Consider the following 23760-nt stretch of genomic DNA (forward strand, 5'->3'; position numbering starts at 1 on the left):
ACGACGCCCTCACGGTTCTCATGACTGCTCCAGATACCTGTGCACCAGCATCACGGCCATGGCTCCCTCTCCCACCGCGGACGCGACCCGCTTCGCGGACTCCGACCGCGCGTCCCCGGCGACGAACACACCGGGCACATTGGTCTCCAGGTGGTACGGCGGCCGGTCCAGCTCCCAGCCCGCCGGCGGACCCCCGTCACTGGTCATGTCGGGCCCCGCCACGATGAACCCGTGCTCGTCGCGGAGCACGGTCCCCTCCAGCCAGTCGGTGCGCGGCTCGGCCCCGATGAACACGAACAGCCACTGCGCGTCGACGAGTTCCTCGCGCCCGCTCGCCACGTCCTTGAGCGTCAGCTGCTCCAGCTGGTTCGTGCCGTGCGCGGCCTCGACGACCGTGCCGGGGCGCACGAAGATGTTCGGCGCCTCGGCGAGCTGCTGGATCAGATAGTGCGACATGGACGCGGTCAGCGACTCGCCGCGGACGAGGAGGGTGACCGACTTCGCGCCACGGGACAGGTACATCGCGGCCTGCCCGGCCGAGTTGGCGCCGCCCACGATGTACACGTCGTGCCCCTGGCAGCCGGCGGCCTCGGTGAGCGCGGAGCCGTAGAACACACCGCAGCCGGTGAGGTCCGCGCAGCCCGGCGCGGCGAGCTGCCGGTACGACACTCCGGTCGCGAGGATCACGCTGTGCGCGGCGACCGCCGAACCGTCGGAGAACCGGATGGTCCGCGCCGCCCCGTTCACCTCAAGACCGCTCACCTCGCGCGCGGTGAGGATCTCCGCCCCGAACTTCGTGGCCTGCCGCCGGGCCCGGCCGGTGAGCTGGCCGCCGGACACCCCGTCGGGAAACCCGAGGTAGTTCTCGATCCGTGAGCTCTGTCCGGCCTGACCGCCCGTCGCCGACCGCTCGACGAGCAGCGTCCGCAGCCCCTCCGAGGCCCCGTACACGGCCGCGCCGAGCCCCGCGGGTCCGCCGCCGATGACGACCAGGTCGTAGAAGTCCTGGGCCGGCGTCGTCGCCAGCCCCACCCGCTCCGCCAGCTCCGGGTCCTCCGGCGCGACCAGCGGCGTACCGTCCGGGGTGACGACCAGCGGCAGCCGCTGCCCGTCCGCGCCGGCCGCCGCGAGCAGCCGCCGCCCCTCCGGCTCGTCCGACGAGAACCAGCGGTACGGCACCTGGTTGCGGGCCAGGAACTCCCGTACGCCCGACGACCGTGCCGACCACCGGTGCCCGACCACCTTCGTCGTGCCCACGCAGGTGCGGTCGGCGGCCCGCCAGGACTGCAGCAGGTCGTCGAGGACCGGGTAGAGCTTCTCCTCCGGCGGGTCCCACGGCTTCAGCAGATAGTGGTCGAGGTCGATGACGTTGATCGCGTCGATCGCCGCGCTCGTGTCCGCGTACGCCGTGAGCAGGACCCGTCGCGCCGCCGGGTAGACGTCCAGCGCCTGCTCCAGGAACTCGATGCCGTTCATCTCCGGCATCCGGTAGTCGGCCAGGATCACCGCCACCTGGTCCCCGCGCAGCTTCAGCTCCCGCAGGGCCTCCAGCGCCGTCTGCCCGGACTCCGCCCGGACGATCCGGTACGACTCGCCGTACCTGCGCCGCAGGTCCCGCGCGACCGCACGGGACACCCCCGGATCGTCATCCACGGTGAGGATCACGTTCCGTGCCGGACCGACAGCCTGAGTCATACGCCTCCACCCCGAGCCAATGGGGTCATCGTATTCGACCGTCCGGGTTCGCGCGGTTCCGGGGAGCCGCAGGCCGGGGCCCTCCCGAGGCCTCAACTCCTCCGCGGGGCCAGTACGCAGAACTCGTTGCCCTCCGGGTCCGCGAGCACGACCCACGGCTCGTCACCGGTCTGTCCGACATCGGCGTGCCGGGCGCCGAGGGCGAGGAGGCGGGTCACCTCCGCCTCCTGGTCGTCGGGGCGGAAGTCGAGGTGGAGGCGGTTCTTGATGGACTTGGCCTCCGGAACGAGCCCGAACAGGATGCCGGGCAGGCGGTCCGCGGCCGGACGGATCTCGTACTCCTCGGGAGAGTCGTCGACCACCACCCACCCGAGCGCCTCCGCCCACCAGCGTCCCAGGGCCACCGGATCGGCCGAGTCCACCAGCAGTTGCTCCCACTCCAAGGTCATGCGTCGAGGGTAGTGAAGACTGGGCACGTCAGCCATGGAGAGACAGAGAGGTGGCCGATGACGACGCGCCCGATCACCGCCGCAGTGGACGGTACGACCGAGAGCCTCGCCGCGCTGGCGTGGGCCGGCCGGGAGGCCGTACGCCGGGGCCTGGCGCTGCGGGTGGTGCACGCGTGGCAGTGGGAGCCGCACGAGGCGATCACCGTGGACCGGGACGGACAGGCGCGGTGGGCCCGGGAGGCGCTCGCCGGGGCGGCGCGAGCGGTCGCCGAGCGGCACCCGGAGCTGGCGGTGACCACGGACCTGGTGGAGGGACCGCCCGTCGACACGCTGGTCGGCGCCGCCGAGCACGCCGAGACCCTGGTGCTCGGCTCGCGCGGGCACGGCGCGGTGATGGGCTTCCTGCTGGGTTCCGTCGGGCAGCAGGTGATCGTCGAGTCGCCGCGTCCCGTCGTGCTCGTCCGCGCCGAGGACAGCCCCTCCGGTGAGGCCGCCGGACGCGAGGTCGTCGTGGGCCAGCAGGGCACACCGCAGGACAGCGCCGACGTTCTGCGGTTCGCGTTCGAGACGGCGGCGGCCCGCGGGGCGTCCCTGCGGGCGGTCCGGGCGTGGACGCTGCCTCCGCTGTACGCGTACAGCCCGGGCTCCCTGAGGCTCCTCGACGAGGCCGGGGGCCTGGAGCCGTACGAGAAGAAGGCCCTCTCCGCCGCGCTGGAGCCGTTGCGGGAGCGGTTCCCCGACGTGCCGGTCACCCAGCACGTCGAGATGGGCAGCGCCGGGCAGGTCCTGCTGTCCGTGGCGCAGCGGGCCCAGCTGATGGTGGTCGGACGCCGCGCCCACCGTACGGCCGTCGGCGCCCGGATCGGCTCGGTGGCCCACGGCGTCCTGCACCACGCACACTGCCCGGTGGCCGTGGTCCCCCACAGGTGACCGGGCGGTGAGCCGGGCCCGGCGGCTCACCTGGGGGTTGGCGGCTGCTCGCTGGGGAGTGTGCACGAGGGTGGTTTAGCTCGATCGTGTGATGGTCGGCTTGCGGGCTTGCGGGCTTGCGGGCTTGCGGTGTTCTGGGCCGTTCGGGCTACGGTGGCCGTGCGATCCGGGACGCCGGGTACGGCGCCAGTGTGCGGGGCCCCTGCTCCACCGGCGTGATGGTTCAGGGCCTCCCCGTCGCCTCTGGCCGTACCTCTGTGGCCAGGTCGCGCAGGGCCGTGTTCATCAGCGGCCTCCGGCCGCGGGGGCTTCCCGGGCCCGGACCACGCACAGGATGCGTGTCGCCACCCGGGGTCGAGTACGCCGGGGACAAGCTCGCCCAAGACCGTTCGGGGCGCGCGGCTGAACAGGACTCACTGCTTGCTCAGTCTTCAGGAACGGTGACGTCGTCCACCGTGGGCGGCAGCAGCGCCTGCGTCCTCGGCAGGACGTTGTCGATGAAGTCCTTCACCGCCGTGTCCAGGCCGATGTCGTGCTGGGCCCGCTCGGACAGGTACCAGCGGTGTTCGAGGAGCTGGTGGTAGATCTCCGCCGCGTCCATCGAGCCGCGCAGTTCGAGCGGGACGGCCCGCACGGTCGGGCGGAACACCTCCCGCACCCAGCGGTGGGCCAGTACCTCGGGGCGGGCGCCGAGGGGGTCGCCCGGGGCGTAGTCGTCCTGGGTGGCCATCCAGCTCTCCAGGTCGTTCAGGAGCCGTCGGGCCTGGTTCTCCTCGGTGTCCAGCCCGGTCAGCCGCAGCAGCTGCCGCTGGTGGTGTCCGGCGTCGACGACCTTGGGCACGAAGGTCACCGTGTCGCCGTTGTCGGCGTGCTCGATCTGCATCTCGGCGACGTCGAAGCCGAGGTCGTTGAGACGGCGGATCCGGCGCTCGATGTAGTGGTACTTGCCGGCCGGATACACCGACCTGCGCGTCAGCTCCTCCCACAGCTTGTGGTAGCGGGAGCAGATCTCGTTGCCGAACTCGATCGGGTCCACCGAGGGGTGCAGCGCCCCGGACGCCTCCAGGTCCAGCAGTTCGCCGCTGATGTTCACGCGGGCGAGATCGAGGTCGTACTCCCGCTGTCCGCTGCTGAGTTGCGCGTGCAGGTCGCCGGTCTCGGCGTCCACCAGGTAGGCGGCGTACGCGCCCGCGTCCCGTCGGAACAGCGTGTTGGACAGGGAGCAGTCGCCCCAGGCGAACCCGGCGAGGTGCAGCCGGACCAGCAGGACGGCGAGGGCGTCCATCAGACGGTGCATGGTGGCCGGACGCATGGTCGTCTCGAACATCGAGCGGTACGGCATCGAGCCGCCCAGGTGCCGGGTGATCAGTACCGGCTCCAGCGGCTCGCCCGAGCCGTCGAGGCGGCCGGTGACCACGCCGAGCGCGTCCACGGCGGGGATGCCGAGCCGGTCCAGGTCGCGCAGCAACTCGTACTCGCGCAGGGCGGGGCGCTCGGCGAGTTCCTTGACGGCGACGACCTCGTCGCCGGCGCGGGCGTAGCGCACCACGTGGCGGGAGATACCGCGGGGGAGCGGCACGAGGTGGTGCTCGGGCCACTCCTCCAGCGGCAGGTGCCACGGCAGTTCCAGCAACAGCGCGGGGTGTTCCGGGTTGGTGGCGCTGATCTGCAGTGCCATGGGTCCTCGTCCTCTGCCTTCGTCTCACGGTGGTGCGGAGCGCTCGCGGACAAGCGGTTTCCCGCTTCGCCTGGAGCATCTCCGCATCCGGAGGACCGTTTCGTCAACAGCGGCCCGCCGCATACCGTGCCGCCACCGTGGTGAACACGACCCCAGTCGTCAGTGCCGGACGCGGCGGAACACGTCGTCGGAGTCCGAGTCGTCCCAGCCCGCCATCTCCTCCGACGCGGTGCGACGGGCGGCCCGCGCCGAGGTCGCGTACATCGCCTCGATCTCGGCCTCGTACCGCTGCACGATGGTGTCCCGGCGCAGCTTCATCGACGGGGTGAGCATGCCGTTGGCGAGGTCGAAGGGCTCGGGCAGGATGCGGTAGACACGGATCGACTCCGAGCGCGACACCGTGCTGTTGGCCGCGGCGATCGCCCGCAGCACCTCCTGCCGCAGCGCGTTCTCCTCCCGCGCCTCCCGGCCCAGCAGCTCCCCCGGCGCGGACAGCGACCCCCGCCAGTGCGCGAGGAACTCCGGGTCCAGCGTGATCAGGGCACCCACGCAGGGCCGGTTGTCGCCCACGACCACCGCCTGATGGATCAGCGGATGCGTCCGCAGCTGCTCCTCCAGCGGCGCCGGGGCCACGCCCTTGCCCCCGCTGGTGATGATGATCTCCTTCTTGCGGCCGGTGATCGACAGATAGCCCTCGGAGTCCAGCCGCCCGATGTCCCCCGTGGCCAGCCAGCCGTCCTGGAGCGCGGCCCGGGTGCCCGCCTCGTCGTTGACGTACCCCTGGAACACCGAAGGCCCGTTGACCAGGATCTCCCCGTCGCGCGCCACCCGGATCTCCGTACCCGGCAGCGGACGGCCCACGGTGCCGAACTTCTCCCGGCCCACCGGCTGGGCGGTGATCCCCCCGGCGGTCTCGGTGAGGCCGTACCCGTCGTGGACGAGAATGCCGATGCCGGCGTAGAAGAGCGCGAGATCGCGGTTGAGGGGAGAGCCGCCGGAACAGCCGCCGCGCACCCGGCCGCCGAGCGCCGCGCGCAGCTTGCGGTACACCGTCTTCTCGTAGAAGGCGTGCTGGAGCCTCAGATCCATGGCGGGACCGGCGCCCGTGTCCAGCCGCTGCCGCTCGACGGCGAGGGCGTAGTCCTGGGCGATGCGCACCGCACGCTCGAACAGCGGTCCCCGGCCCGCCTGTTGGGCCTTGCGCAGGAAGTTCTTGTAGATCTTCTCGAAGACATAGGGGACACCGAAGAGGAACGTCGGCCGGAACGACCGCAGCGCGGCGGACAGCGCCTCCTCGGTCAACTCCGGCTCGTGCGCGAGGAGCAGCCCGCCGCGCAGACACATTCCCTGGATCATCAGGCCGTAGACGTGCGAGAACGGCAGGAAGGCGAGGATCGCCGGCTGTTCGCCGGGCGCCGCGGCGGTCTGCCGCCACCCGGTGAGCAGGACGTCGCAGGGGCTGGCCAGGCTGCGGTGGGAGAGCGCGCAGCCCCGGGCCCGGCCGGTCGTGCCGGACGTGTACGCGATCACGGCGGTGGAGTCCGGCATGACGATGCGGCGCAGCGAGTCCACCGTCGCGTCCGGCACGTCCCGGCCCGCCTCGACGAGGTGGGGCAGGGACTCGGTGTCCAACTGCCAGACGTGCCGCAGCAGCGGGAGCTTGGCGCACACCGAGCCGACCGTCATCACGCCCGGCTCGTCCTCGACCACCACGCCCACACAGGCCGCGTCCCGCAGGATCCACTCGATCTGGTCGCGCGACGACGTCGGATAGATCGGCACGATCTCGGCGCCCACGGACCACAGCGCGACGGCGAGCACCGTCCACTCGTACCGGGTCCGCGCCATCACGGCCACCCGGTTGCCCGGCCGGATCCCGGACGCGATCAACCCCTTGGCCAGAGCGGCCACTTCGTCCCGCGCCTCGGCCGCGCTCACCCGTGTCCAGGTGCCGGGGGAGGTGGTGTCGCGGCGCGCGATCTGCGGCAGAGCGGGATCACGGTCCGCCGTCTCGAACAGCGGATCGGCCAGCCCTCCGGCCATGACCGGGCCCGTCGGTGGAGCAAAACCGAAGTTGCCCATGCGACGCTCAGAACCTTCCCTGCACGCGACCTCGCCGATGGTGCGGTAACCGGCGGTGATCGAACGTAGCGTACGGCGCCGACGCCCGCGCGGGGAATCGGCAAGTCGGCCACCGCATATCCGCACTGTGGGCCGTGAACGTGATGTGCGGCACGTGAGGGACCCCCTTCGGCGGGCCCGCCCGGGAATCGTCGCTGAACACGGCTTGATCACCTCTGACCGGCGGTAACGCCCCAGACCCGGACGTCTGACGGGTGTGGCACTGTGGTGCGCGCGAACGCGGGAGATGTCCCGCCGATGTGGAGAGGTGGACGGTGCGCGAGCCCAACGTGATCGGGGACTGGCAGGAGTACGACGGCGATCTGGCCGGCCTGCGCGTGCGCGTCCATGGCGTCGAGTGCGCGGAACCTCCACGGGGACGCGACGACGCCGCCGAGGGCCTGACGTACTTCCGGTTCCGGGTGACCGTGGAGAACCGGGGCACCGACCATGTCGGGCTCCACCTGGAGGACGGCCAGCTCGACATCCGAACCGGCCCCGACGGCGAGAGCGCCTTCCTCGACTGGCGCAACTCCCGGTTCATCGAGGGCTTCGACCTCTACCCCCTGCGCCGCGCCACCTCCGTCCTGTACGCGGCCGCCCCCGAGGCACACCTCACGCAGTTCGACATCCAGGTCCAGCTGCGCGCCGACGAGGAGTGGACCGAGCGGTATCTGTGGACCGGCGGTATCGGCGTCGACGAGGACCTGCTCGACCAGGCGGCCGGCACGGGCCGGGAGGGCCTCGCCGGACAGATCAGCGCGTTCCTCCACGAGGAGGCGGAGCGCGGCGCGAGCTGATCGGTCGGCGGTGGCTCACCCCACCGGCGTGTCCGACCCCGTCGATGCCCGGCTCCCCGCGCGCCGTCGATGCCCGGCCCCCCGCGCGCCGACGGCGCCCGGCTCACCGCGTTCCGGCGGGCGTGCGGTCGCGGTCCCGGGTCACCAGCCGCTTCAGCAGCGGCCAGGCCAGCAGCACGGCGATGATCGCGTACACCGTCACCGAGAACGGTGTGTTCACCAGGCCGGAGACACTGCCGTCGCTGATCTGCAGGGCGCGCCGCAGCTGCTGCTCGGCGCCCGGGCCGAGGATGACGCCGATGACGGCGGGCAGCACCGGCAGACCGTAGCGGCGCATACCGAACCCGATCAGGCCGATGATCAGCAAGATCACCAGGTCGATCACCTCACCGCCGACCGCGTACGCGCCGACCGCGGCGAAAAAGAGGATGCCGGCGTAGAGATACGGCCGCGGAACGCGCAGGAGCTTCGCCCAGAGCGGGGCCAGCGGCAGGTTGAGCGCGAGCAGCAGGACCATGCCGACGAAGAGCGAGGCGATCAGGCCCCACACCAGGTCGGGCTCGCGTTCGAAGAGCAGGGGGCCGGGCTGGATGCCGTACTGCTGGAAGGCGGCCAGCATGACCGCCGCGACCGCCGTGGTGGGCAGGCCGAGGGTCAGCATGGCGACCAGGGTGCCCGCCGCCGAGGCCGACGCCGCCGACTCCGGGCCCGCCACCCCCTCGATGGCGCCCTTGCCCCACTCGTCCTGGTGCTTCGACAGCCGCTTCTCGGTGACGTACGACAGGAAGGTGGGGATCTCGGCGCCGCCCGCCGGGATCGCGCCGAACGGGAAGCCGATGAACGGGCCCCGCAGCCATGACTTCCAGGTCCGCCGCACATCCGAGCGGCCGAGCCAGGGCCGGCCCACCGGGATCGGCTCGGGCGGACTGCGGCGCAGATGGGCGGCGACCCACAGGGCCTCGCCGATGGCGAAGAGACCGACCGCGACGATCACCACGTCGATGCCGTCGGCCAGTTGCAGGGAACCGAAGGTAAGACGCTGCTGTCCGGTCATCTGGTCCAGGCCCACCAGGCCGATCGTCAGGCCGATCAGCAGGGAGGCGAGGCCCCGGATGCGGGACGAGCCCAGCACGGACGTCACGGCGATGAACGCCAGCACCATGATCGCGAAGTAGTCCGGGGCGCCGATGTCCACGGCCAGTTCGGCGACCGCCGGCGCCAGCGCCACCAGCAGGATCGTGCCGACCATGCCGCCCGCGAAGTGCCCGATGGCGGCGGCCGCCAGTGCCTGCGCGCCGCGCCCGGCCTTGGCCATCGGGTTGCCCTCCATGGCCGCGACCACGGCCGCGCTCTCCCCGGGGGTGTTGAGGAGGATCGAGGTGGTGGAACCGCCGAACATCGCGCCGTAGTAGATGCCCGCGAACATGATGAACGCGCCGACCGGGTTCAGTCCGTACGTCACCGGCAGCAGCAGTGCGACCGCCATGGCCGGTCCGATGCCGGGCAGGACGCCGATCGCCGTGCCGAGCAGGACGCCGATCGCGGCCCACAGGATGTTGATCGGGGTCAGGGCCGTACCGAAACCGTCGAGGAGGGAGGTGAGGGCGTCCATGTCAGAGCACTCCCATCAGCGGGCCGCCGGGCAGCGGCACCCCGAGCAGGTTGTTGAACACCGCGTACGTGACCAGGGAGATGACGGCCGCGATGAGCGGATCGCGGTCGAGGCGCCGGCTGCCCAGGGCGTAGGCCGCGCCCCAGAACAGCAGGGCGCCGGCTATGGGGAAGCCGAGCGGTTCGATCAGGACGGCCGCGCCGAGGAACACCCCGGCGAGCAGCAGCACCGTCCGCCAGTCGGCGGGCTCGGACAGGTCGATGTCCTCACCGGCCTCGGCCTCTCCCCGGCCGCCGCGCAGCACGTCCACGGCGAGCAGGGCGGCGATCAGCAGCAGCCCGGCGCCGACCACGATCGGCACGGTCTTCGGGCCGACGGGACCGCGCTGCGCGATGTCGACGTCCATGGTGAGCGCGTCGGTCAGGACCAGGACGCCGAGCGCCAGCAGCAGGATGCAGACGCCGAGCTCGGAGCGGTCGCGCAGCCAGGAGCGGCGTTCGGCCGTGGGCGCCGGGGGAGTGCCGGTGGTCTCCGTGGTCACAGTCCCAGCTCCTTCAGCACCGACACCACGCGCTTGTCCTGGGCGTCCAGGAAGTCGCCGAACCCGTCGCCGGTCAGGAAGGCGTCGTCCCAGCCGTTCTGCTTCAGCGACTGCCGCCACTCGGGAGAGTCGTGCAGTTCCTCGATCAGCCGGGTGAGCTTGTCCCGCTCGGCCTCGGTGAGACCGGGCGGGGCGACGATGCCGCGCCAGTTGGTGAAGTTCACGTCGTAGCCCGCCTCCTGGAGGGTCGGCGCGTCCAGCCCGTCCACCCGCTCCGGGCCGGTCACCGCGAGCAGCCGCAGCTCGCCCGCCTTGATCTGGTCCAGGTACTCGCCGACCCCGGACACCCCGAAGGCCACCTTGTTGCCCAGGATCGAGGCGAGCAGCTCACCGCCGCCGTCGAAGGGGATGTAGTTGACGTCCTTCGGCGCGATCCCGGCGGCCTGCGCCATCAGCATCGGCGCCAGATGGTCGGGCCCGCCCGGTGCCGACCCTCCGCCCACCGGCAGTTTGCCCGGGTCGTCCTTCCAGGCCTCGACGAGGTCGTCGATCGTCTTGTACGGCGAGTCCTTGGCGACCACCACGACGTCCTGCTCCTCGGTGAGGCGGGCGATCGGGGTGGTGTCGGCGAGGGTCTTCGGCGCGTCGTTGGAGCGGACGGCGCCCACGACACCGAGCCCCATCGACATCGCGAGTTTGCCGTTGCCGTGCTCGCTGACCAGCCGGCTCAGACCGACCGTGCCGCCGGCGCCGGGCAGGTTGAACACCTCGATGTTGTGGGTGAGCCCGGCGTCCTCGGCGTTCTTCGCGGCCGTCCGCGCCGTGATGTCGTAGCCGCCGCCGGGCGTGTTCGGCACCATGAAGCGCAGACCCGGTATCTGTGTGCCGGTCTCGGCCCCGCTGCCGGTCGTGAGCAGCGGCGGCCCCACGAGCACGAGCGCGGCCGCCCCGAGCAGGGCGAGGGGTGTGCGCAGCTGCACGAATGCCACCACCTGTCGGTCTGTGTCGAGGGGAAGAGTGATCTGGGCCACATCGTGCCCGCGCGGGGTGGGCCCGACGCACTTGCGGAGGCAACGGAGGTTGTGGTCGTTGTGGTCACGCAGCCTGTCACCTTATGGGCACGTCGCCCACACCTCTCTTTCCCGGATCGCACGCGGGCGCCATGATTGTGCGACCCACCGCACAAGGCGGCGCCCGAGCCGCGGGACGCCCGACGTGGCGTCGGCACGAGAGAAGAGCGGGACGCCCGACGTGGCGTCGGCACGAGAGAAGAACGGGACGCCTGGGACGGCGTCGGCACGAGACAAGAGCGAGACGCCCGGGGCGGCGTCGGCACGAGAGAAGAGTCCGTCGTGGTGTTCCGTCGCCATACCCTCGCAGGCGAGATGCTGGTCCTCCAGCTCGCCATCGTCGTGGTGGTGCTCCTGGCGGTCGCGGCGGTCTCGCTCACCCAGTCCGCGGCGACCTTCAACCGTGTGGAGGGCCGCCGCGTCACCGCGCTCGCCGAGCAGCTCGCCGCCAATCCCCTGGTCCGCGACCGGCTAGCCCAGCCCGTCGCGCACGAGGCCCTGGCGCCCCTGGTGAACTCCACCCAGACCCAGTCGGGGGTCACCTCGGTCACCGTCGCCGACGCGGACGGCCGGATCGTCAGCTCCACCGACCCCACCGTGATCGGCGACCCGATGCCCACCGGCGAGGGCGCCGTCGCGGGCCGCGGCTGGTCCGGCTCGCTGGCCCTGGACGGCAGCCGCGAACTCGTCGCCCAGGTGCCCGTGCTCGGCGCGACGACGAACGACAACCTCGGGCGGCTGCTCGGCACGGTGATGATCGGCGAGGCCTCCCCGACCGTGTGGCAGCGCCTCAGCGGCGCCTCCTCCTATCTCCTCGCCTACCTCGGCATCGCCAGCGGCCTCGGCCTCGTCGGCTCCTGGCTGCTCGCCCGGCGCGTCAAACGGCAGACCCTCGGCCTGGAGCCGCAGGAGATCGCCGGCCTCGCCGAACACCGCGAGGCCATGCTCTACGGCATCGCCGAAGGAGTGATCGCCCTGGACCCCCACCACCGGCTGACCCTCGTCAACGAGATGGGACGCCGCCTGCTCGACCTGCCCGAGGACTGCGTCGGCAAGAGCCTCGCCGACCTAGGCATCGAGGGACGGCTGCGGGACGTCCTGGCCGGAGCGCAGGAAGAGGCGCCCCACCAGCGCGACGAGGTCGTCATACGCCGGGGCCGGGTCCTGGTGATGAACCGGATGACCGTCACCAAGGACGGCCGCCCCCTCGGCTCCGTCACCACCCTGCGGGACCGCACCGAGCTGGCCCGCCTCGAACGCGAGATCGGCTCCTTCCGCAGCTCCGCCGAACTGCTGCGCGCCCAGGCCCACGAGTTCGCCAACCAGCTGCACACCATCTCCGGGCTCATCCAGATCGGCGAGCAGGACGAGGTCGTCCACTACATCCGCGCGCTGAGCCGGCGCCGCCACTCCCTCGACGTCACCCTCAGCCGCCGCGTCCGCGACACGGCCGTCGCCGCCCTGCTCATGGCGAAGACGTCCCTCGCCGCCGAACGCCGGGTCACCCTGCGGATCTCGGACAGCACGGCACTCGACCGGCTCGCCCCGGAGGACGCCGCCGACGTGGCCACCGTGGTCGGCAACCTGGTCGACAACGCCGTGGACGCGGCCGCCACCACGACCGCACCCGACGCCCCCGAACCCTGGGGCGGTGCCGACGGCCGCGAGGCCTGGGTCGAGGTGGAACTGCGTCAGGACGCCTCCAGCGTGGAGATCGTCGTCCGTGACTCGGGCCCCGGCGTGGCCCCCGAACTCGCCCGCGAGGTCTTCTCCCACGGTTTCACCACCAAGGCCGCGCGGGAAGGCGAACGCGGCATCGGCCTGGCTCTCACCCGGCTGGTCTGTGAACGCCACGGCGGTGAGATCTCGGTGACCAACACCCCCGACGGTGCCATGTTCACCGCCCGCATGACCGTCAGCCACCTCGCCGACGCGGTGGCGGAAGGAGTAACACCATGAGCGGCACGAACGGTACGAGCAGCCCGCCCGGCACCATCGACGTGCTCGTGGTCGACGACGACTTCATGGTGGCCCGGGTCCACCGCACCTTCGTCGAACGCGTCGAGCCGTTCCGCGTCGTCGGCGTCGCCAGCACCGGCGAACAGGCGGTCACCGCCGTCGACGAACTGCGCCCCGACCTGGTCCTCCTCGACCTCTACCTCCCCGACGGCTTCGGCCTCGACGTCATACCCCGGCTGCGCACCGCGGGCCACGACTGCGACGTCATGGTCATCAGCGCCGCCCGGGAGGCCGACAGCGTGCGCGGCGCGGTCCGCCACGGCGTCGTCGACTACCTCCTCAAACCCTTCGAGTTCGAGGAACTGCGCTCCCGGCTCCAGCGGTACGCCGCCCAGCGCGGCCGTCTGCTGACCACCGTCGTCCGCGGCCAGGCCGACGTCGACCGCGTCCTCGCCGGGGCCGCCGCGCCGGCGGCGTCGGCGGGCGCCCTGCCCAAGGGCATGAGCGTCGAGACCGCCGAGCTGATCGAAGGCACCCTGCGCGGCACGGACGGCAGCCTCTCCGCCACCGAGTGCGCCACCCTCACCGGTATCTCCCGCGTCAGCGCCCGCCGCTACCTGGAGTACTTCCACGGCACCGGCAGCGCGGACGTCTCCCTCCGCTACGGCGTGGCCGGGCGGCCGGAGCGGCGGTACAGCTGGCGGGTGTGACGCACCGGCCGGTACCCTCCGCCGTCCCCCGGCGGCTACAGCCCCAGGTGCCGTCGTACGACGTCGACGACCTCCTGCGGCCGGTCGTTGAGGTAGAAGTGGCCGCCGGGGAACACGCACAGCTCGGTCGGTCCGTCGGTGTGGTCCGTCCAGGCACGGGCCTCCGCCACCGTGGTCACCGGGTCGTCGTCGCCGGTGAGGACGGTGACCGGGCAGGTCAGCCGGTCGCCGGGGCGCGGCTCGTACGTCTCCAGGGCACGGTAGTCACCGCGCAGCGCCGGCAGCACGAGCTGGAGGAGCTCCTCGTCCTCGAAGACCTGTCCGTCGGTGCCGCCCAGCCGACGCACCGCCTGGAGGAGCTCGGCGTCACCGCACTCGTGCAGCTTCCTGCCGACGCGGTGCGTGGAGGGGGCACGCCGTCCTGAGACGAAGAGCCGGACCGGCGCCCGCCCGCCCGCCGCCAGCGTGAGGGCCGTCTCGTAGGCGACGACCGCGCCCATGCTGTGCCCGAAGAGGGCGAGCGGCCGGTCGTCGTCCCCGACGACGGCCTCGACGATCCGCTCGACCAGCTCCCGGATGCTCTCCGCCGGCGGCTCCGCGTAACGGTCCTGACGTCCCGGATACTGCGCGGCCAGCACATCGGCCGCGGGGGCGAGGGCCTGCGCCATGGGGTGGTAGTAGCTCGCCGAGCCGCCCGCGTGCGGCAGGCACAGCAGCCGGACCGCCGCTTCGGGCGCGGGCCGGTAACGACGTATCCACGCGCCGCCGTTGACCGCTGAGGTCATGGACGAACTCACTTCCCGTTCCTGGTCGAGATCCGCGCACGCACCGACGCTCACAGGCTACGCCCGAGATCCACCCGCTGAGGAGGAAGCCCGCGTCGCGCCTCCATCGTCGGTACGCGTTCCAGGACGCCGCCCGCGAAGACGTCGTAGAGGGGGAGCGTTTCGAGGTGGACGTATCCGATGTGGCAGTCGCAGACCGCCAGCGGGCACGGACGGGGCGCGAGTGCCGCGCGGAAGGAACCGTCGTAGAGGTTGCCCAGCTCGGCCTTGACGAAGTGGCAGCGCCGCACCGTCCCCTCGCCGTCCACCGACACGACCGTCGAGCCGGTACGGCACGCGCTTCCCGCCGAGCGGTGCGGATGGCGGCTGAAGGGGAAGAGGGGGTCCAACCCGCTCCACAGCGCCGCCTCTTCGTCGGTGTACGTGTGCCCCTCGGCGGCGTTCACCCACAGATACACGTGCTCCGGCAGCTCCCCGCGCAGCCGGCGGGCGTGCTCCAGATGCCCGGGCAGACCGACGATCCCCACGCTGAAGCGGATCCCCGTCCCGGCCAGCCGACGGGCCTTGCCGAGGAACCGCTCGTACGGGGTCTGCCCGGGGTGGTACGTGCACCACAGGGCCACCGTGTCCGGGTCGGCCTCCGCCAGCCACTCCGTGCGGCAGCTGAGGTTCGTCTGGATCGCCACCCGGTCGATGTGCGGTTCGTGCGAGAGGTCCACCAGGGCCTTCCGGTACCAGGAGCGCACCAGCCCCTCGCCCCACGGCGTGAACAGCACCGACAGCCGGTCGCCGCTCTGCTCCCGCGCCCAGGTGGTGAACCGGTCCAGGGAGTCGCGGTCGGCCCGCAGCTGGGCCGTCGAGTCGCGGCGCTTGGCGAACGGGCAGTAGGGGCAGTCGTAGTCGCAGGAGGCGAGGGGGCCCCGATAGAGGATCGTCAGGTCCATGGGCGCCGTCACTTCGGCTCGTACCCGGCCATCGCGGCCCTTACGGCGGGGGAGAAGAAGCCGGGACCGATGGCGTCCGAGTGGGCCAGCCCCTCGGGGGAGAGCCTCAGCCGCCCGGCGCCCGCCTCCGCCAGCCAGCCGCGCGCCGCCAACAGGTCCAGCTCCACGGCGAAGTCCGCGCACGGGTCCGAGCCGAACCGCCGCCGGTAGTCCGCCACCGGCAGCCCCTGCGCCTGGAGCAGCGACTGCAGCAGATGGCGGCGCCGCGCCTCGTCCTCGTCGACCTCGCGGCCGTGCACGGCCCGGCCGAAGTCCTCGGTGACCGTGTAGTCGTCGATGATCGTGCGGATCTGGCTCATGCCGACCGCGTAGTCGAAGGAGTAGTGCAGCTTCGACGTGTACGAACGGGCCCCGCAGCCCAGGCCGATCATGCCGTCGGTCTGGCAGGCGTAGTCGTCCGGGCCCTGCGGCGGCGCGTCCACGCGGCGGAACATCCGCATGGACACCTGCTCGTAGCCGTGCGCGAGCAGATGGTCGCGGCCCTCGCGGTAGCGCCGCAGCCGTGCCTCGTCCCAGTCACGGTCCGCGGTCTCCGGGTCCGTGCCGCGGCCGAGACCCGTCAACGGCCGTACATACAGCGGATAGAGGTAGACCTCCTCCGGCCGCCAGGCCAGGGCCGCGTCCAGGGACAGCCGCCAACTGGCCGCCGTCTGCCCGTCGATGCCGTAGATCAGGTCGATGTTGAGGACCGGGATACCGGCGTCGCGGATCCGTGACAGCGCCGCCTCCACATCGGTCCGCCGCTGCGGCCGTACGGCCGCGCGCGCCTCCTCGGCCACGAAGCTCTGCACGCCGAGGCTCAGCCGTGTGGTGCCCCGCTCGGCCAGGACGGCCAGCCGGTCGGCCGTCGCCGTGGCCGGGGAGGCCTCGACCGACAGCGGGATCGCCCGCAAGTCCGCGCCCAGGTGCCGCTCGGCGATGTCGCACAACCGCTCCAGCTCGGCGGCCTCCAGATAGGTCGGGGTGCCACCGCCGAACGCGGCGTTCGCGAACCGCACCGGCTCCGCGTCCCCGAGCGCCTCCCGCACCGCGATCGCCTGCCGTTCGAGCGCGTCGAGATAACGGCCGGTCAGCCCGTCCGGCGCGCCGATCCGGGTGAAGAGGTTGCAGAAGCCGCAGCGCACCTCGCAGAACGGTATGTGCGCGTACAGCGACAGCGCCTGCCGGGACTCCCCGGCCCACAGGTCCGCCAGCCGCGGGGCGCCGGGCAGCTCCCGGTACGCCGTCTTGTGCGGGTAGGCGTACACGTAGTGCTGATAGGGACGGCCCGATGTCTCGGTCAGGCTCTCGGTCTCGGTCACGGTCATGCGGACGGCTCCAGGAAGAAGTGGCTGTAGGGGACGGTCCACACGGCCTCGTGGCCGAGACGGTGCCCGGTGTAACCGTCCTCGCCGTAGGTGGTCCCGTGGTCGGAGCAGACGACGGCGAAGCAACGGCGCCGTGCGCTCATCGCGGCGAAGAGCCGCCCGACGTGCCGGTCGATGTACTCGAGGGCCGCCGCGTGCGTGACCAGGCTGTCGCCCGCCTCGCGGGTGGCGCCCGGCAGATGGAACCAGTTGGGCTGGTGCAGCGCCGAGGCGTTGAGGAACAGGAACAGCCGCCGCCCGGCGGGCAGTTCGGCCACGACCCGCTCGGCACGGGCCACCTGGGACTCGAAGGACGTCGGTGACGCAACGGAGAACTCCGGCTCCCAGTGGCTCTCCTGGAACAGGTCCGGCAGGACACTGCCCAGCGCCCCCTGCTTGTTGAAGAAGCCGACACCACCGATGCACACCGTGCGATAGCCGTGCTCGGCGAGCGCCGACACCAGGTCGGGGCTGTCGAAGACGAAGGTGCGCCCCTCGGTCGTCTCACTGCCGGCGAACCGGCCCGCGAAGAGACGCGGATGAGGTCCGGGCGCCGCCGGGGTCGGCAGGAAACCCGCGAACATCGCCTGGTGCGAGGCATAGGTGAAACTGCCGGGCGCGTGCCGCTTCTCCCAGGTGCCGCCGGGCAGACGAGCGGCCAGGTTCGGCAGCCGGCCCGCCGCCGCGAGCTCCACGGCCACGTCGTACCGCAGGGTGTCGAGGGTGAGCAGCAGCAGGTCGTCGCGGCCCACCACCTCGTTCATGTCGGGTGCGCCGGCCGGGCCGGACGGCTCAGAAGGGTGCATGGTCTTTCCTTGCCTGGGGGTGGTGCGAGGGCGCCGGGAGCGTCGCGCGGCGCACCGCCGCGAGCTGCGCCGCATAGGTGTCCAGGCCCTCCGCCGGGCCGCCCGGCAGCCCGGTGAGCCGGGGCAGCAGATCACCGAACGCGTTGACCTCGCCGACGGTGAACCGGCGCCAGCCGATCGCCGGCAGCAGGTCCACGCCGACGCACAGCGTGTCCGGGAAGCAGGCGGCGGCCCGCTCGCAGATGTCGAGCGCCTGCCTCCAGCGGTCACCCGCCGCGTCCACGACCGACGTCAGATCGCCCCGCGCCCCGCCGAGATGGAGGTTGGTCATCGGGAAACGGCTGGTGCGCACGACCGCGTGCGTGGCCCGGCCCGCCACGACCAGGACCCGCAGATCGGCGGACCTGCCGTGCGCGGACGCCTTCGGGAGCCAGCGCTCGATGTGCAGACCGTCGGCCGCGAGGGCGTCGACGATCCCGGTGATCAGCCGTTCGTCCGTGTAGCGGCGCACCCGCAGGGAGTTGTGCAGCCGGAGCGGGGCGTGCGGCCGGCCGTCGACCGCCACCTCCACCGAGGTGGTGGCCCTGACCCGCCCGCTCGCCGCCGACTCGACGGCCAGCACACCGGACGCGGAGGAGCCGTGGGCCGGCTTCACGAAGACCCGCGCCATGCCGTGCTCCCGCATCGCCTCCCGTACGTCGTCCCAGCCGCGCACCGGCGACGCGTCGCCCGAGGTGGGCGACGGCGGCACCGGAACCCCCGCCGCGTCGAGCCGGGCATGGCACAGCCGCTTGTCGAACAGCACCGCCAGATCCGCGGGGTCGTCCAGCCGCACCCCGCCCCGCAACGAGCCCACGGCGGCCAGGAAGCGGGCGTACCAGGTGGCCGAGCCCTCCACCCGCGTCGGATCGTCGACGCCCCGCAGCAGCCGGTCCACCTCGGCGTTCTCACCCGGCGAGTCCAGCCGGACGACCTCGTCGTCGGCGAACCGGTGGCCGCCGTCGCGCAGCACGTCCCGCCACTCGACGACACGCGGCGTCCCGACACCGGCCGCCTCGGCCGCCGCGACGAACAGCCCGACCCGCCGGTTCTCCCCGTTCCCGACGACCACCCACCTGTACGGGCCGAGCCCCGCACCCACCGCACCGGTCCGACCGGCCACACCGACCCCCCTCCGCCCGCGCTTGCCTACGCGCTCACTCACCCACCGCGACGAACCGCCAGACCGTGCCGTCCTCCTCCTCGTCCGACTCGGCGTCGTCGGCGTCGACGTCGACCTGGACCCCCTCGGCCTCCAGGGAGTCCCGGAGGCGGTCGCGTATCGCCGGGCTCAGGTAGTTGTGGTGCAGGTCCAGCGTGGTCAGATGGGTGAGCGGCTGGCCCGTGAGCAGCGCCGTCGCGCCGTCGTCGGTGAGGACGCCCATCGACACGTCGAGGACGTCGAGGCGGGCCACCACGGGGGCGGAGGCCAGCGCCGCGCAGATGTCGTCCTGCATCTCGCTGTTGCGCAGCGCCAGATGCTTGAGCGCCGGCAGCCGGGTGCCCGCGAGGATCGGCGCCAGGTCGGCGACCTCGCAGTCGCCGCCGTACTCGGACGTCCCCAGCCACAGGTCCAGTTGGACCAGGGCCGGCAGATCGCTGCCCGCGACCCCGCGGACCGCCTCGACGGGCATACCGCCGGTCTCGACCGTCAGCGTCCGCAGCCGCTCGTGCCGCACCGTCGGGAAGACGAGTTCCTGACCGCCCCGCACACCGAACTCCTCCAGCTCCGGGAAGGCGTTCAGCAGCGGGCCCACGTCGCCCTGGTGGATCCAGGAGATCTCGCACTCCTCCATCACGATGTCACCGAGGAACAGCGCGCGCAGCGCGGGCAGCCGGTCCTTCGCCGCGACCAGGGCCCGGACGATCTCCTCGGGGCCGTTGTCGTACGCGTCGCTCCAGGCGCCCACGACCAGCGCCCGCACCTTCTCGGTGTCGACCGAGGCCAGGAACCGGGCGAACGCCTCCTCCCACGCCTCCTCGCTGTCGTACGAGTCCACGGCGATGCTCCAGGCCACCGACTCGGGAGCGGGCAGATGCCCGGCGCCCTCCGGTCCCTTCACCGAGGAGGGGAAGCGGTGGACCGGCAGGTCGTGGAACTCCTCCAGATGGCTCCCGATGGTCATGTGCGCCCCGCCCCTTCGTTCCATGTCCATGGGCGGCAGTCGAGTCCGTGCACGGTCCGCCCGTTGCGCACCCGGAGCGCACAGCGCCGCCGGATACCGGAGTTCTACCAAGCCCCACTGACACCGTGTGCGGCGGACCCCCGTCCTGTGGACGAACCGTCGTGCCCGACCCGGCGAACCGTCGTGCGCGGGCCGATTGAAGACAACCCAGCAGGGTGTCAGTCAGTGGCAGAGCCACGACCACCGGAATCCGCTACGAGTATCAATGTCAGTGGCTGCCTCTACGGTTTTTCTCGTGGCACGGCGAGTGCCCGACGGGAGGGAGACCCATGTACCGGCAAGGAGACGTCCTCATAGCGCCGTTGGCGCAGAGCGCCGTGCCCGGCGACGCGCTCGACGCCGCGTCGGAACCGCGCGACGGGCGCGGCCGGCTCGTCCTCGCCCTCGGCGAGGTCACCGGCCACGCGCACGCCGTGGTCGGCCCCGGCCGCCTCGTCCGCGAGGCGGGCGCGTTCGGACCGATGCTGCTGCACGTGCCGGAGGGCGCCCGCGTCGTCCACGAGGAGCACGCGGCCATCTCCCTGCCCAAGGGCTGGTACCGCGTCATACGCCAGCGCGAGTACGTACCGGGCTCGGTGCGGATCGTCGCCGACTGAACCCGCCGAACCGACCGAACCCGCGAGGGAAACGGCGGCCGTGGTGTACGGCCGCCGCAGACAGGCATCGAGAGCCAGGAGGAACGGCGTGACGGAACGGGTGGGTTGGCGGGCGGTGGCGGCGGCCACCGGGGCGGGCGACCGGGCGCGGGCCGAGGCGGGCGTACGGCTCGCGTACCGGCGGGCGGGGCTGCGGGAGCCCGAGCGGATCGTGTGGGCCCGCTCGCCCCTGGAGGCGGTACGGCTGCTGTCGGGAGCACCGGCGGCGGGCGGCGAGGCCCTGCCGGCGACCGGGGCGAGCGTCCGCGACGCGGTCCGCAACAGACCCGTCGCCGCCGAACGCGCCCGGCTGCACACCCGGCTGGGCCCGGCCGGCTGGAGCGATCACTGGCGTGCGACGGGCGCCGACCTCTGGGAGACGACCCGGCCGCTCGTCGACCGCGTCCGCACCGGCGTCGTCGAGGCCCTGGCCCCCGCCGGCCGCGAGGAGGAGACCGGCATCCGGCTGCTCCTCCTGGACGCCGTCCTGGGCCAGCACGACGCGGCCTGGCTGGCCTCCTTCGACGCCGCCCCGGGCCTCGACGGACTCGCCGAGGTGGCCCGCACGGCCGGCTGGTGGTGGCCCTACGAACACATAGCGATCGTCGCCGAGCGGCCCGTGGAGCTGCACCGCGACGAGGCGGGCCGACTGGACCGCGGTGACGGACCCGCGCTCGCCTACGCCGACGGCTTCGCCCTGCACGCCTGGCGAGGGCTGCCCGTCCCCGGCGCGTTCCTCGACCGGCTGGACGCGTTGACTCCGGCGGAGATCCGGGCGGAGGAGAACGCGGAGCTGCGTCGCGTGATGCTGGAGTTCTACGGCTACGACCGCTACCTGGAGGAGTCCGGGGCGCAGCCGGTGCACCGCGACGAGACGGGCGTGCTGTGGCGGACAGCCCTGCCCGGCGACGAGGACGTGGTGATGGTCGAGGTCGTCAACTCCACGCCGGAGCCGGACGGCACGAGCCGCACCTACTGGCTGAGGGTGCCGCCCACGACGACCACGGCCCGGGAGGGAGTGGCCTGGACGTTCGGCCTGAGCGCCGAGGCGTACGAGCCGCTGCGGCAGACCTGAGCGCCGCCGGGGGCCCGGCCGTCACTCGAAGCGTGAGGTGTCGCCCGCGCCCTTGCGGATGATCTCGGCCTCGCCGCTGGAGAAGTCGATGACGGTCGTCGGCTCCGTACCGCAGTCGCCGGAGTCCACCACCGCGTCGACCAGGTAGTCGAGACGTTCCTTGATCTCCCAGCCCTGCGTCAGCGGCTCCTCCTCGTCGGGCAGCAGCAGGGTGCTGGAGACGAGCGGCTCGCCGAGCTCCGCGAGCAGCGCCTGGGCCACCCGGTGGTCGGGGATGCGCACCCCGACGGTCTTCTTCTTGGGGTGCAGGAGCTTGCGGGGCACCTCCCTGGTCGCGGGGAGGATGAAGGTGTAACTGCCGGGCGTCGACGCCTTCACGGCACGGAACACGTCGTTGTCGACGTGCACGAACTGGCCCAGCTGCGCGAAGTTCTCGCACACCAGGGTGAAGTGGTGACGGTCGTCGAGCTGCCGGATCGTACGGATCCGCTCGATGCCATCACGACTGCCCAGCTGGCACCCCAGCGCGAAGCAGGAGTCCGTCGGATACGCGATGAGCCCACCCTGACGGATGCTGTCGGCCACCTGCCCGATGGCACGCGGCTGAGGGTTGTCGGGGTGCACGTCGTAGTACTTGGCCATTGGACGAGCTTATGCCTCCGGGGGGCGCGCGCCTGCTCTTGGGGCCGCAGGCCCCCTCGAAGGGGCGCGGGGAACTGCGCGACCAGCCACGAACCACCCGTAGCCGGACCACGGTCGCACAGCCCCCCACGCTCTTCGCGAGCGCTACGCGCCGCTGGCCCGCAGCATGTCCTCACGCTCGACGATCTTCACGCGTGCGCGGCCCTGCGGCTCACCCAGCGCCTTCTCGGCGGCGTCGAGCTGGTACCAGCCCTCCCACGTCGTGAAGCGGACGTTCCGCTCCGCGAGGAAGGCGTCGACGTCCTCCGGGGCGGGCGCGGACGGCTCGTGCAGCCGGCCGTTCGCGAAGTCGTCCAGGAGGTTGGAGACGGTCTCGTTGGCGTCGCCCTTGGTGTGCCCGATGAGGCCGACCGGACCGCGCCGGATCCAGCCGGTGACGTACGTCGACTGCAGGTGCGCGCCGGTCTCCTCGATGACCCGGCCGCCCTTGTCCGGGACGGTGCCCGTCTCGACGTCCCAGGGCAGCTTGGGCAGCTTGTCCGAGAGGTAGCCGACCGCGCGGTAGACGCCGGTGACGTCCCAGTCCTTGAACTCGCCGGTGCCCTTGACGTTGCCGGTGCCGTCGAGGGCGGTGCGCTCGGTGCGCAGGCCGACGACCTTGCCGTCCTCGCCGAGGATCTCGGTGGGCGACTCGAAGAAGTGCAGGAACAGCTTGTGCGGGCGGTCGCCGGTGTCGCGGATCGCCCAGTTCTCCAGGGTCTTGGCGACCATGTCGGCCTGCTTGTTGCCGCGCCGGGTCGCGATGGAGCCCTCGTCGTAGTCGATGTCCTCGGGGTCGACGATGACCTCGATGTTGGGGGAGTGGTCCAGCTCCCGCAGCTCCATCGGGGAGAACTTCGCCTGCGCCGGGCCGCGGCGGCCGAAGACGTGGACCTCCAGCGCCTTGTTGGCCTTCAGGCCCTCGTAGACGTTCGCGGGGATCTCGGTCGGCAGCAGTTCGTCGGCCGTCTTGGCGAGGACACGGGCCACGTCGAGGGCGACGTTGCCGACACCGAGGACGGCGACCTTCTCGGCCTCCAGGGGCCAGGTGCGCGGGACGTCCGGGTGGCCGTCGTACCAGGAGACGAAGTCGGCCGCGCCGTACGAGCCGTCGAGGTCGATGCCGGGGATGTCGAGCGCGCGGTCGGCCGTGGCGCCCGTGGAGAAGATCACGGCGTCGTAGAACGCGCGCAGGTCGTCCAGGTTGATGTCCGTCGGGTAGTCGACGTTGCCGAACAGCCGGATCTGCGGCTTGTCGAGCACCTGGTGCAGGGCCGTGATGATGCCCTTGATGCGGGGGTGGTCGGGGGCCACGCCGTAACGGATCAGTCCGAACGGGGCGGGCATCCGCTCGTAGAGGTCGATGGACACACCGGGCTCGGTGGCCACGTCGGACTTCAGCAGCGCGTCGGCGGCGTAGATCCCGGCGGGTCCGGCTCCGACAATGGCTACCCGCAGAGGGCGGGGCATGTTCAGGTTCCCTTCGAGCGGAGAAAAGCGACTCGTCGGCAACCCTAAACTAAGGTAACCCTTACCAGGTACGCGGGTCGGGTCTATGACCTCATAAGGCGATCTTATGCCATGCGGGGGAATGGGTGGACGCCGGGGAGGTGCGCGCGGCCCGTCCGGGAAGACCGG

The 23760-nt window shown here is 72.1% G+C and carries 21 protein-coding genes; 6 read left to right on the forward strand and 15 right to left on the reverse strand.

All coding sequences use genetic code 11. From position 1 onward, the window contains the following. Positions 1-18 precede the first annotated feature (18 nt). Positions 19-1695, reverse strand: a complete 1677-nt coding sequence (locus OG272_RS44590) for an FAD-dependent oxidoreductase (protein ID WP_326574004.1) — start codon at positions 1693-1695, stop codon at positions 19-21. 92 nt (positions 1696-1787) lie between these two features. After that, positions 1788-2144 carry a VOC family protein gene (locus tag OG272_RS44595; protein WP_327726416.1) on the reverse strand — a complete coding sequence of 119 codons (357 nt, stop codon included), beginning with the start codon at positions 2142-2144 and terminating at the stop codon, positions 1788-1790. Between the two features lie 57 nt (positions 2145-2201). Between OG272_RS44595 and OG272_RS44600 the strand changes: the two genes are divergently transcribed. Continuing rightward, on the forward strand, positions 2202-3074 hold the full coding sequence (locus tag OG272_RS44600; protein ID WP_327726415.1) for a universal stress protein: 873 nt from the start codon (positions 2202-2204) through the stop codon (positions 3072-3074). A gap of 424 nt (positions 3075-3498) precedes the next feature. Here OG272_RS44600 and OG272_RS44605 read toward each other — a convergent pair whose 3' ends face one another. Then, positions 3499-4752 carry a DUF4032 domain-containing protein gene (locus tag OG272_RS44605; RefSeq protein ID WP_327726414.1) on the reverse strand — a complete coding sequence of 418 codons (1254 nt, stop codon included), beginning with the start codon at positions 4750-4752 and terminating at the stop codon, positions 3499-3501. 159 nt (positions 4753-4911) lie between these two features. After that, a complete protein-coding gene (locus tag OG272_RS44610) occupies positions 4912-6834 on the reverse strand; it encodes an AMP-dependent synthetase/ligase (protein ID WP_405895890.1) in 1923 nt (640 codons plus the stop codon). Between the two features lie 314 nt (positions 6835-7148). Here OG272_RS44610 and OG272_RS44615 point away from each other — a divergent pair, with 314 nt between their 5' ends. Beyond that, positions 7149-7673, forward strand: a complete 525-nt coding sequence (locus tag OG272_RS44615) for a hypothetical protein (protein WP_327726413.1) — start codon at positions 7149-7151, stop codon at positions 7671-7673. Between the two features lie 103 nt (positions 7674-7776). On the opposite strand, the gene OG272_RS44620 is transcribed toward OG272_RS44615, so the two are convergent. Genes OG272_RS44620 through OG272_RS44630 form a run of 3 tightly spaced genes read right to left on the reverse strand, consistent with a single transcriptional unit; the run spans position 7777 to position 10806 of the window. After that, a complete protein-coding gene (locus OG272_RS44620; RefSeq protein WP_405895891.1) occupies positions 7777-9285 on the reverse strand; it encodes a tripartite tricarboxylate transporter permease in 1509 nt (502 codons plus the stop codon). A gap of 1 nt (position 9286) precedes the next feature. Next, positions 9287-9826, reverse strand: a complete 540-nt coding sequence (locus OG272_RS44625; protein ID WP_405895892.1) for a tripartite tricarboxylate transporter TctB family protein — start codon at positions 9824-9826, stop codon at positions 9287-9289. Further along, on the reverse strand, positions 9823-10806 hold the full coding sequence (locus tag OG272_RS44630) for a tripartite tricarboxylate transporter substrate binding protein (RefSeq protein WP_327732041.1): 984 nt from the start codon (positions 10804-10806) through the stop codon (positions 9823-9825). The genes OG272_RS44625 and OG272_RS44630 overlap by 4 nt, the downstream gene beginning before the upstream one ends. 405 nt (positions 10807-11211) lie before the next feature. Between OG272_RS44630 and OG272_RS44635 the strand changes: the two genes are divergently transcribed. Both OG272_RS44635 and OG272_RS44640 read left to right on the forward strand, forming a co-directional pair. Further along, a complete protein-coding gene (locus OG272_RS44635; protein ID WP_405895893.1) occupies positions 11212-12855 on the forward strand; it encodes an ATP-binding protein in 1644 nt (547 codons plus the stop codon). After that, positions 12852-13565 (forward strand): response regulator, encoded by a 714-nt coding sequence (locus OG272_RS44640; RefSeq protein WP_327726410.1) that lies wholly within the window; start codon positions 12852-12854, stop codon positions 13563-13565. Before OG272_RS44635 ends, OG272_RS44640 begins: the two co-directional genes overlap by 4 nt. Positions 13566-13600: 35 nt before the next feature. Here the strand turns inward: OG272_RS44640 and OG272_RS44645 are convergent, their stop codons facing one another. From OG272_RS44645 to OG272_RS44670, 6 genes are read right to left on the reverse strand one after another with little or no spacing between them, the layout of a single operon-like run. Next, complete coding sequence (locus OG272_RS44645) at positions 13601-14350, reverse strand: thioesterase II family protein (protein ID WP_405895894.1); 750 nt, start codon at positions 14348-14350, stop codon at positions 13601-13603. A gap of 50 nt (positions 14351-14400) precedes the next feature. Further along, positions 14401-15294 (reverse strand): STM4011 family radical SAM protein, encoded by an 894-nt coding sequence (locus tag OG272_RS44650; RefSeq protein ID WP_326573982.1) that lies wholly within the window; start codon positions 15292-15294, stop codon positions 14401-14403. An 8-nt stretch (positions 15295-15302) separates the two neighbouring features. Further along, positions 15303-16661, reverse strand: coding sequence for an STM4012 family radical SAM protein (locus OG272_RS44655; RefSeq protein ID WP_327726409.1), 1359 nt, complete (start codon positions 16659-16661; stop codon positions 15303-15305). Next, positions 16658-17464 (reverse strand): STM4013/SEN3800 family hydrolase, encoded by an 807-nt coding sequence (locus OG272_RS44660; RefSeq protein ID WP_326585491.1) that lies wholly within the window; start codon positions 17462-17464, stop codon positions 16658-16660. Before OG272_RS44660 ends, OG272_RS44655 begins: the two co-directional genes overlap by 4 nt. A gap of 28 nt (positions 17465-17492) precedes the next feature. Then, on the reverse strand, positions 17493-18668 hold the full coding sequence (locus tag OG272_RS44665; protein ID WP_405895895.1) for an STM4014 family protein: 1176 nt from the start codon (positions 18666-18668) through the stop codon (positions 17493-17495). Positions 18669-18702: 34 nt separating this feature from the next. Beyond that, complete coding sequence (locus OG272_RS44670) at positions 18703-19671, reverse strand: STM4015 family protein (RefSeq protein WP_326573977.1); 969 nt, start codon at positions 19669-19671, stop codon at positions 18703-18705. Between the two features lie 329 nt (positions 19672-20000). Here OG272_RS44670 and OG272_RS44675 point away from each other — a divergent pair, with 329 nt between their 5' ends. Beyond that, the gene (locus OG272_RS44675; RefSeq protein WP_327726407.1) at positions 20001-20327 is read left to right on the forward strand and encodes a hypothetical protein; all 327 of its coding nucleotides are present in this window, start codon (positions 20001-20003) and stop codon (positions 20325-20327) included. An 88-nt stretch (positions 20328-20415) separates the two neighbouring features. Beyond that, positions 20416-21441: a DUF6745 domain-containing protein gene (locus OG272_RS44680; protein WP_327726406.1), complete on the forward strand. Its 1026-nt coding sequence runs from the start codon at positions 20416-20418 to the stop codon at positions 21439-21441. Positions 21442-21462: 21 nt separating this feature from the next. Here OG272_RS44680 and OG272_RS44685 read toward each other — a convergent pair whose 3' ends face one another. Then, positions 21463-22083 carry an L-threonylcarbamoyladenylate synthase gene (locus OG272_RS44685; protein ID WP_033528678.1) on the reverse strand — a complete coding sequence of 207 codons (621 nt, stop codon included), beginning with the start codon at positions 22081-22083 and terminating at the stop codon, positions 21463-21465. Between the two features lie 144 nt (positions 22084-22227). After that, the gene (locus OG272_RS44690; protein ID WP_326573967.1) at positions 22228-23592 is read right to left on the reverse strand and encodes an FAD-dependent oxidoreductase; all 1365 of its coding nucleotides are present in this window, start codon (positions 23590-23592) and stop codon (positions 22228-22230) included. Positions 23593-23760: the final 168 nt, after the last annotated feature.

The organism is Streptomyces sp. NBC_00104 (assembly GCF_045160825.1).
In the GTDB taxonomy this organism is placed as follows: Bacteria; Actinomycetota; Actinomycetes; order Streptomycetales; family Streptomycetaceae; genus Streptomyces.

What these genes read in the sequence shown, in the direction of transcription:
- OG272_RS44590 (WP_326574004.1), bottom strand. Translation starts at nt 1,695, where the DNA reads ATGACTCAGGCTGTCGGTCCGGCACGGAACGTGATCCTCACCGTGGAT.
- OG272_RS44595 (WP_327726416.1), bottom strand. Translation starts at nt 2,144, where the DNA reads ATGACCTTGGAGTGGGAGCAACTGCTGGTGGACTCGGCCGATCCGGTG.
- OG272_RS44600 (WP_327726415.1), top strand. Translation starts at nt 2,202, where the DNA reads ATGACGACGCGCCCGATCACCGCCGCAGTGGACGGTACGACCGAGAGC.
- OG272_RS44605 (WP_327726414.1), bottom strand. Translation starts at nt 4,752, where the DNA reads ATGGCACTGCAGATCAGCGCCACCAACCCGGAACACCCCGCGCTGTTG.
- OG272_RS44610 (WP_405895890.1), bottom strand. Translation starts at nt 6,834, where the DNA reads ATGGGCAACTTCGGTTTTGCTCCACCGACGGGCCCGGTCATGGCCGGA.
- OG272_RS44620 (WP_405895891.1), bottom strand. Translation starts at nt 9,285, where the DNA reads ATGGACGCCCTCACCTCCCTCCTCGACGGTTTCGGTACGGCCCTGACC.
- OG272_RS44635 (WP_405895893.1), top strand. Translation starts at nt 11,212, where the DNA reads ATGCTGGTCCTCCAGCTCGCCATCGTCGTGGTGGTGCTCCTGGCGGTC.
- OG272_RS44640 (WP_327726410.1), top strand. Translation starts at nt 12,852, where the DNA reads ATGAGCGGCACGAACGGTACGAGCAGCCCGCCCGGCACCATCGACGTG.
- OG272_RS44645 (WP_405895894.1), bottom strand. Translation starts at nt 14,350, where the DNA reads ATGACCTCAGCGGTCAACGGCGGCGCGTGGATACGTCGTTACCGGCCC.
- OG272_RS44650 (WP_326573982.1), bottom strand. Translation starts at nt 15,294, where the DNA reads ATGGACCTGACGATCCTCTATCGGGGCCCCCTCGCCTCCTGCGACTAC.
- OG272_RS44655 (WP_327726409.1), bottom strand. Translation starts at nt 16,661, where the DNA reads ATGACCGTGACCGAGACCGAGAGCCTGACCGAGACATCGGGCCGTCCC.
- OG272_RS44660 (WP_326585491.1), bottom strand. Translation starts at nt 17,464, where the DNA reads ATGAACGAGGTGGTGGGCCGCGACGACCTGCTGCTGCTCACCCTCGAC.
- OG272_RS44670 (WP_326573977.1), bottom strand. Translation starts at nt 19,671, where the DNA reads ATGACCATCGGGAGCCATCTGGAGGAGTTCCACGACCTGCCGGTCCAC.
- OG272_RS44675 (WP_327726407.1), top strand. Translation starts at nt 20,001, where the DNA reads ATGTACCGGCAAGGAGACGTCCTCATAGCGCCGTTGGCGCAGAGCGCC.
- OG272_RS44685 (WP_033528678.1), bottom strand. Translation starts at nt 22,083, where the DNA reads ATGGCCAAGTACTACGACGTGCACCCCGACAACCCTCAGCCGCGTGCC.
- OG272_RS44690 (WP_326573967.1), bottom strand. Translation starts at nt 23,592, where the DNA reads ATGCCCCGCCCTCTGCGGGTAGCCATTGTCGGAGCCGGACCCGCCGGG.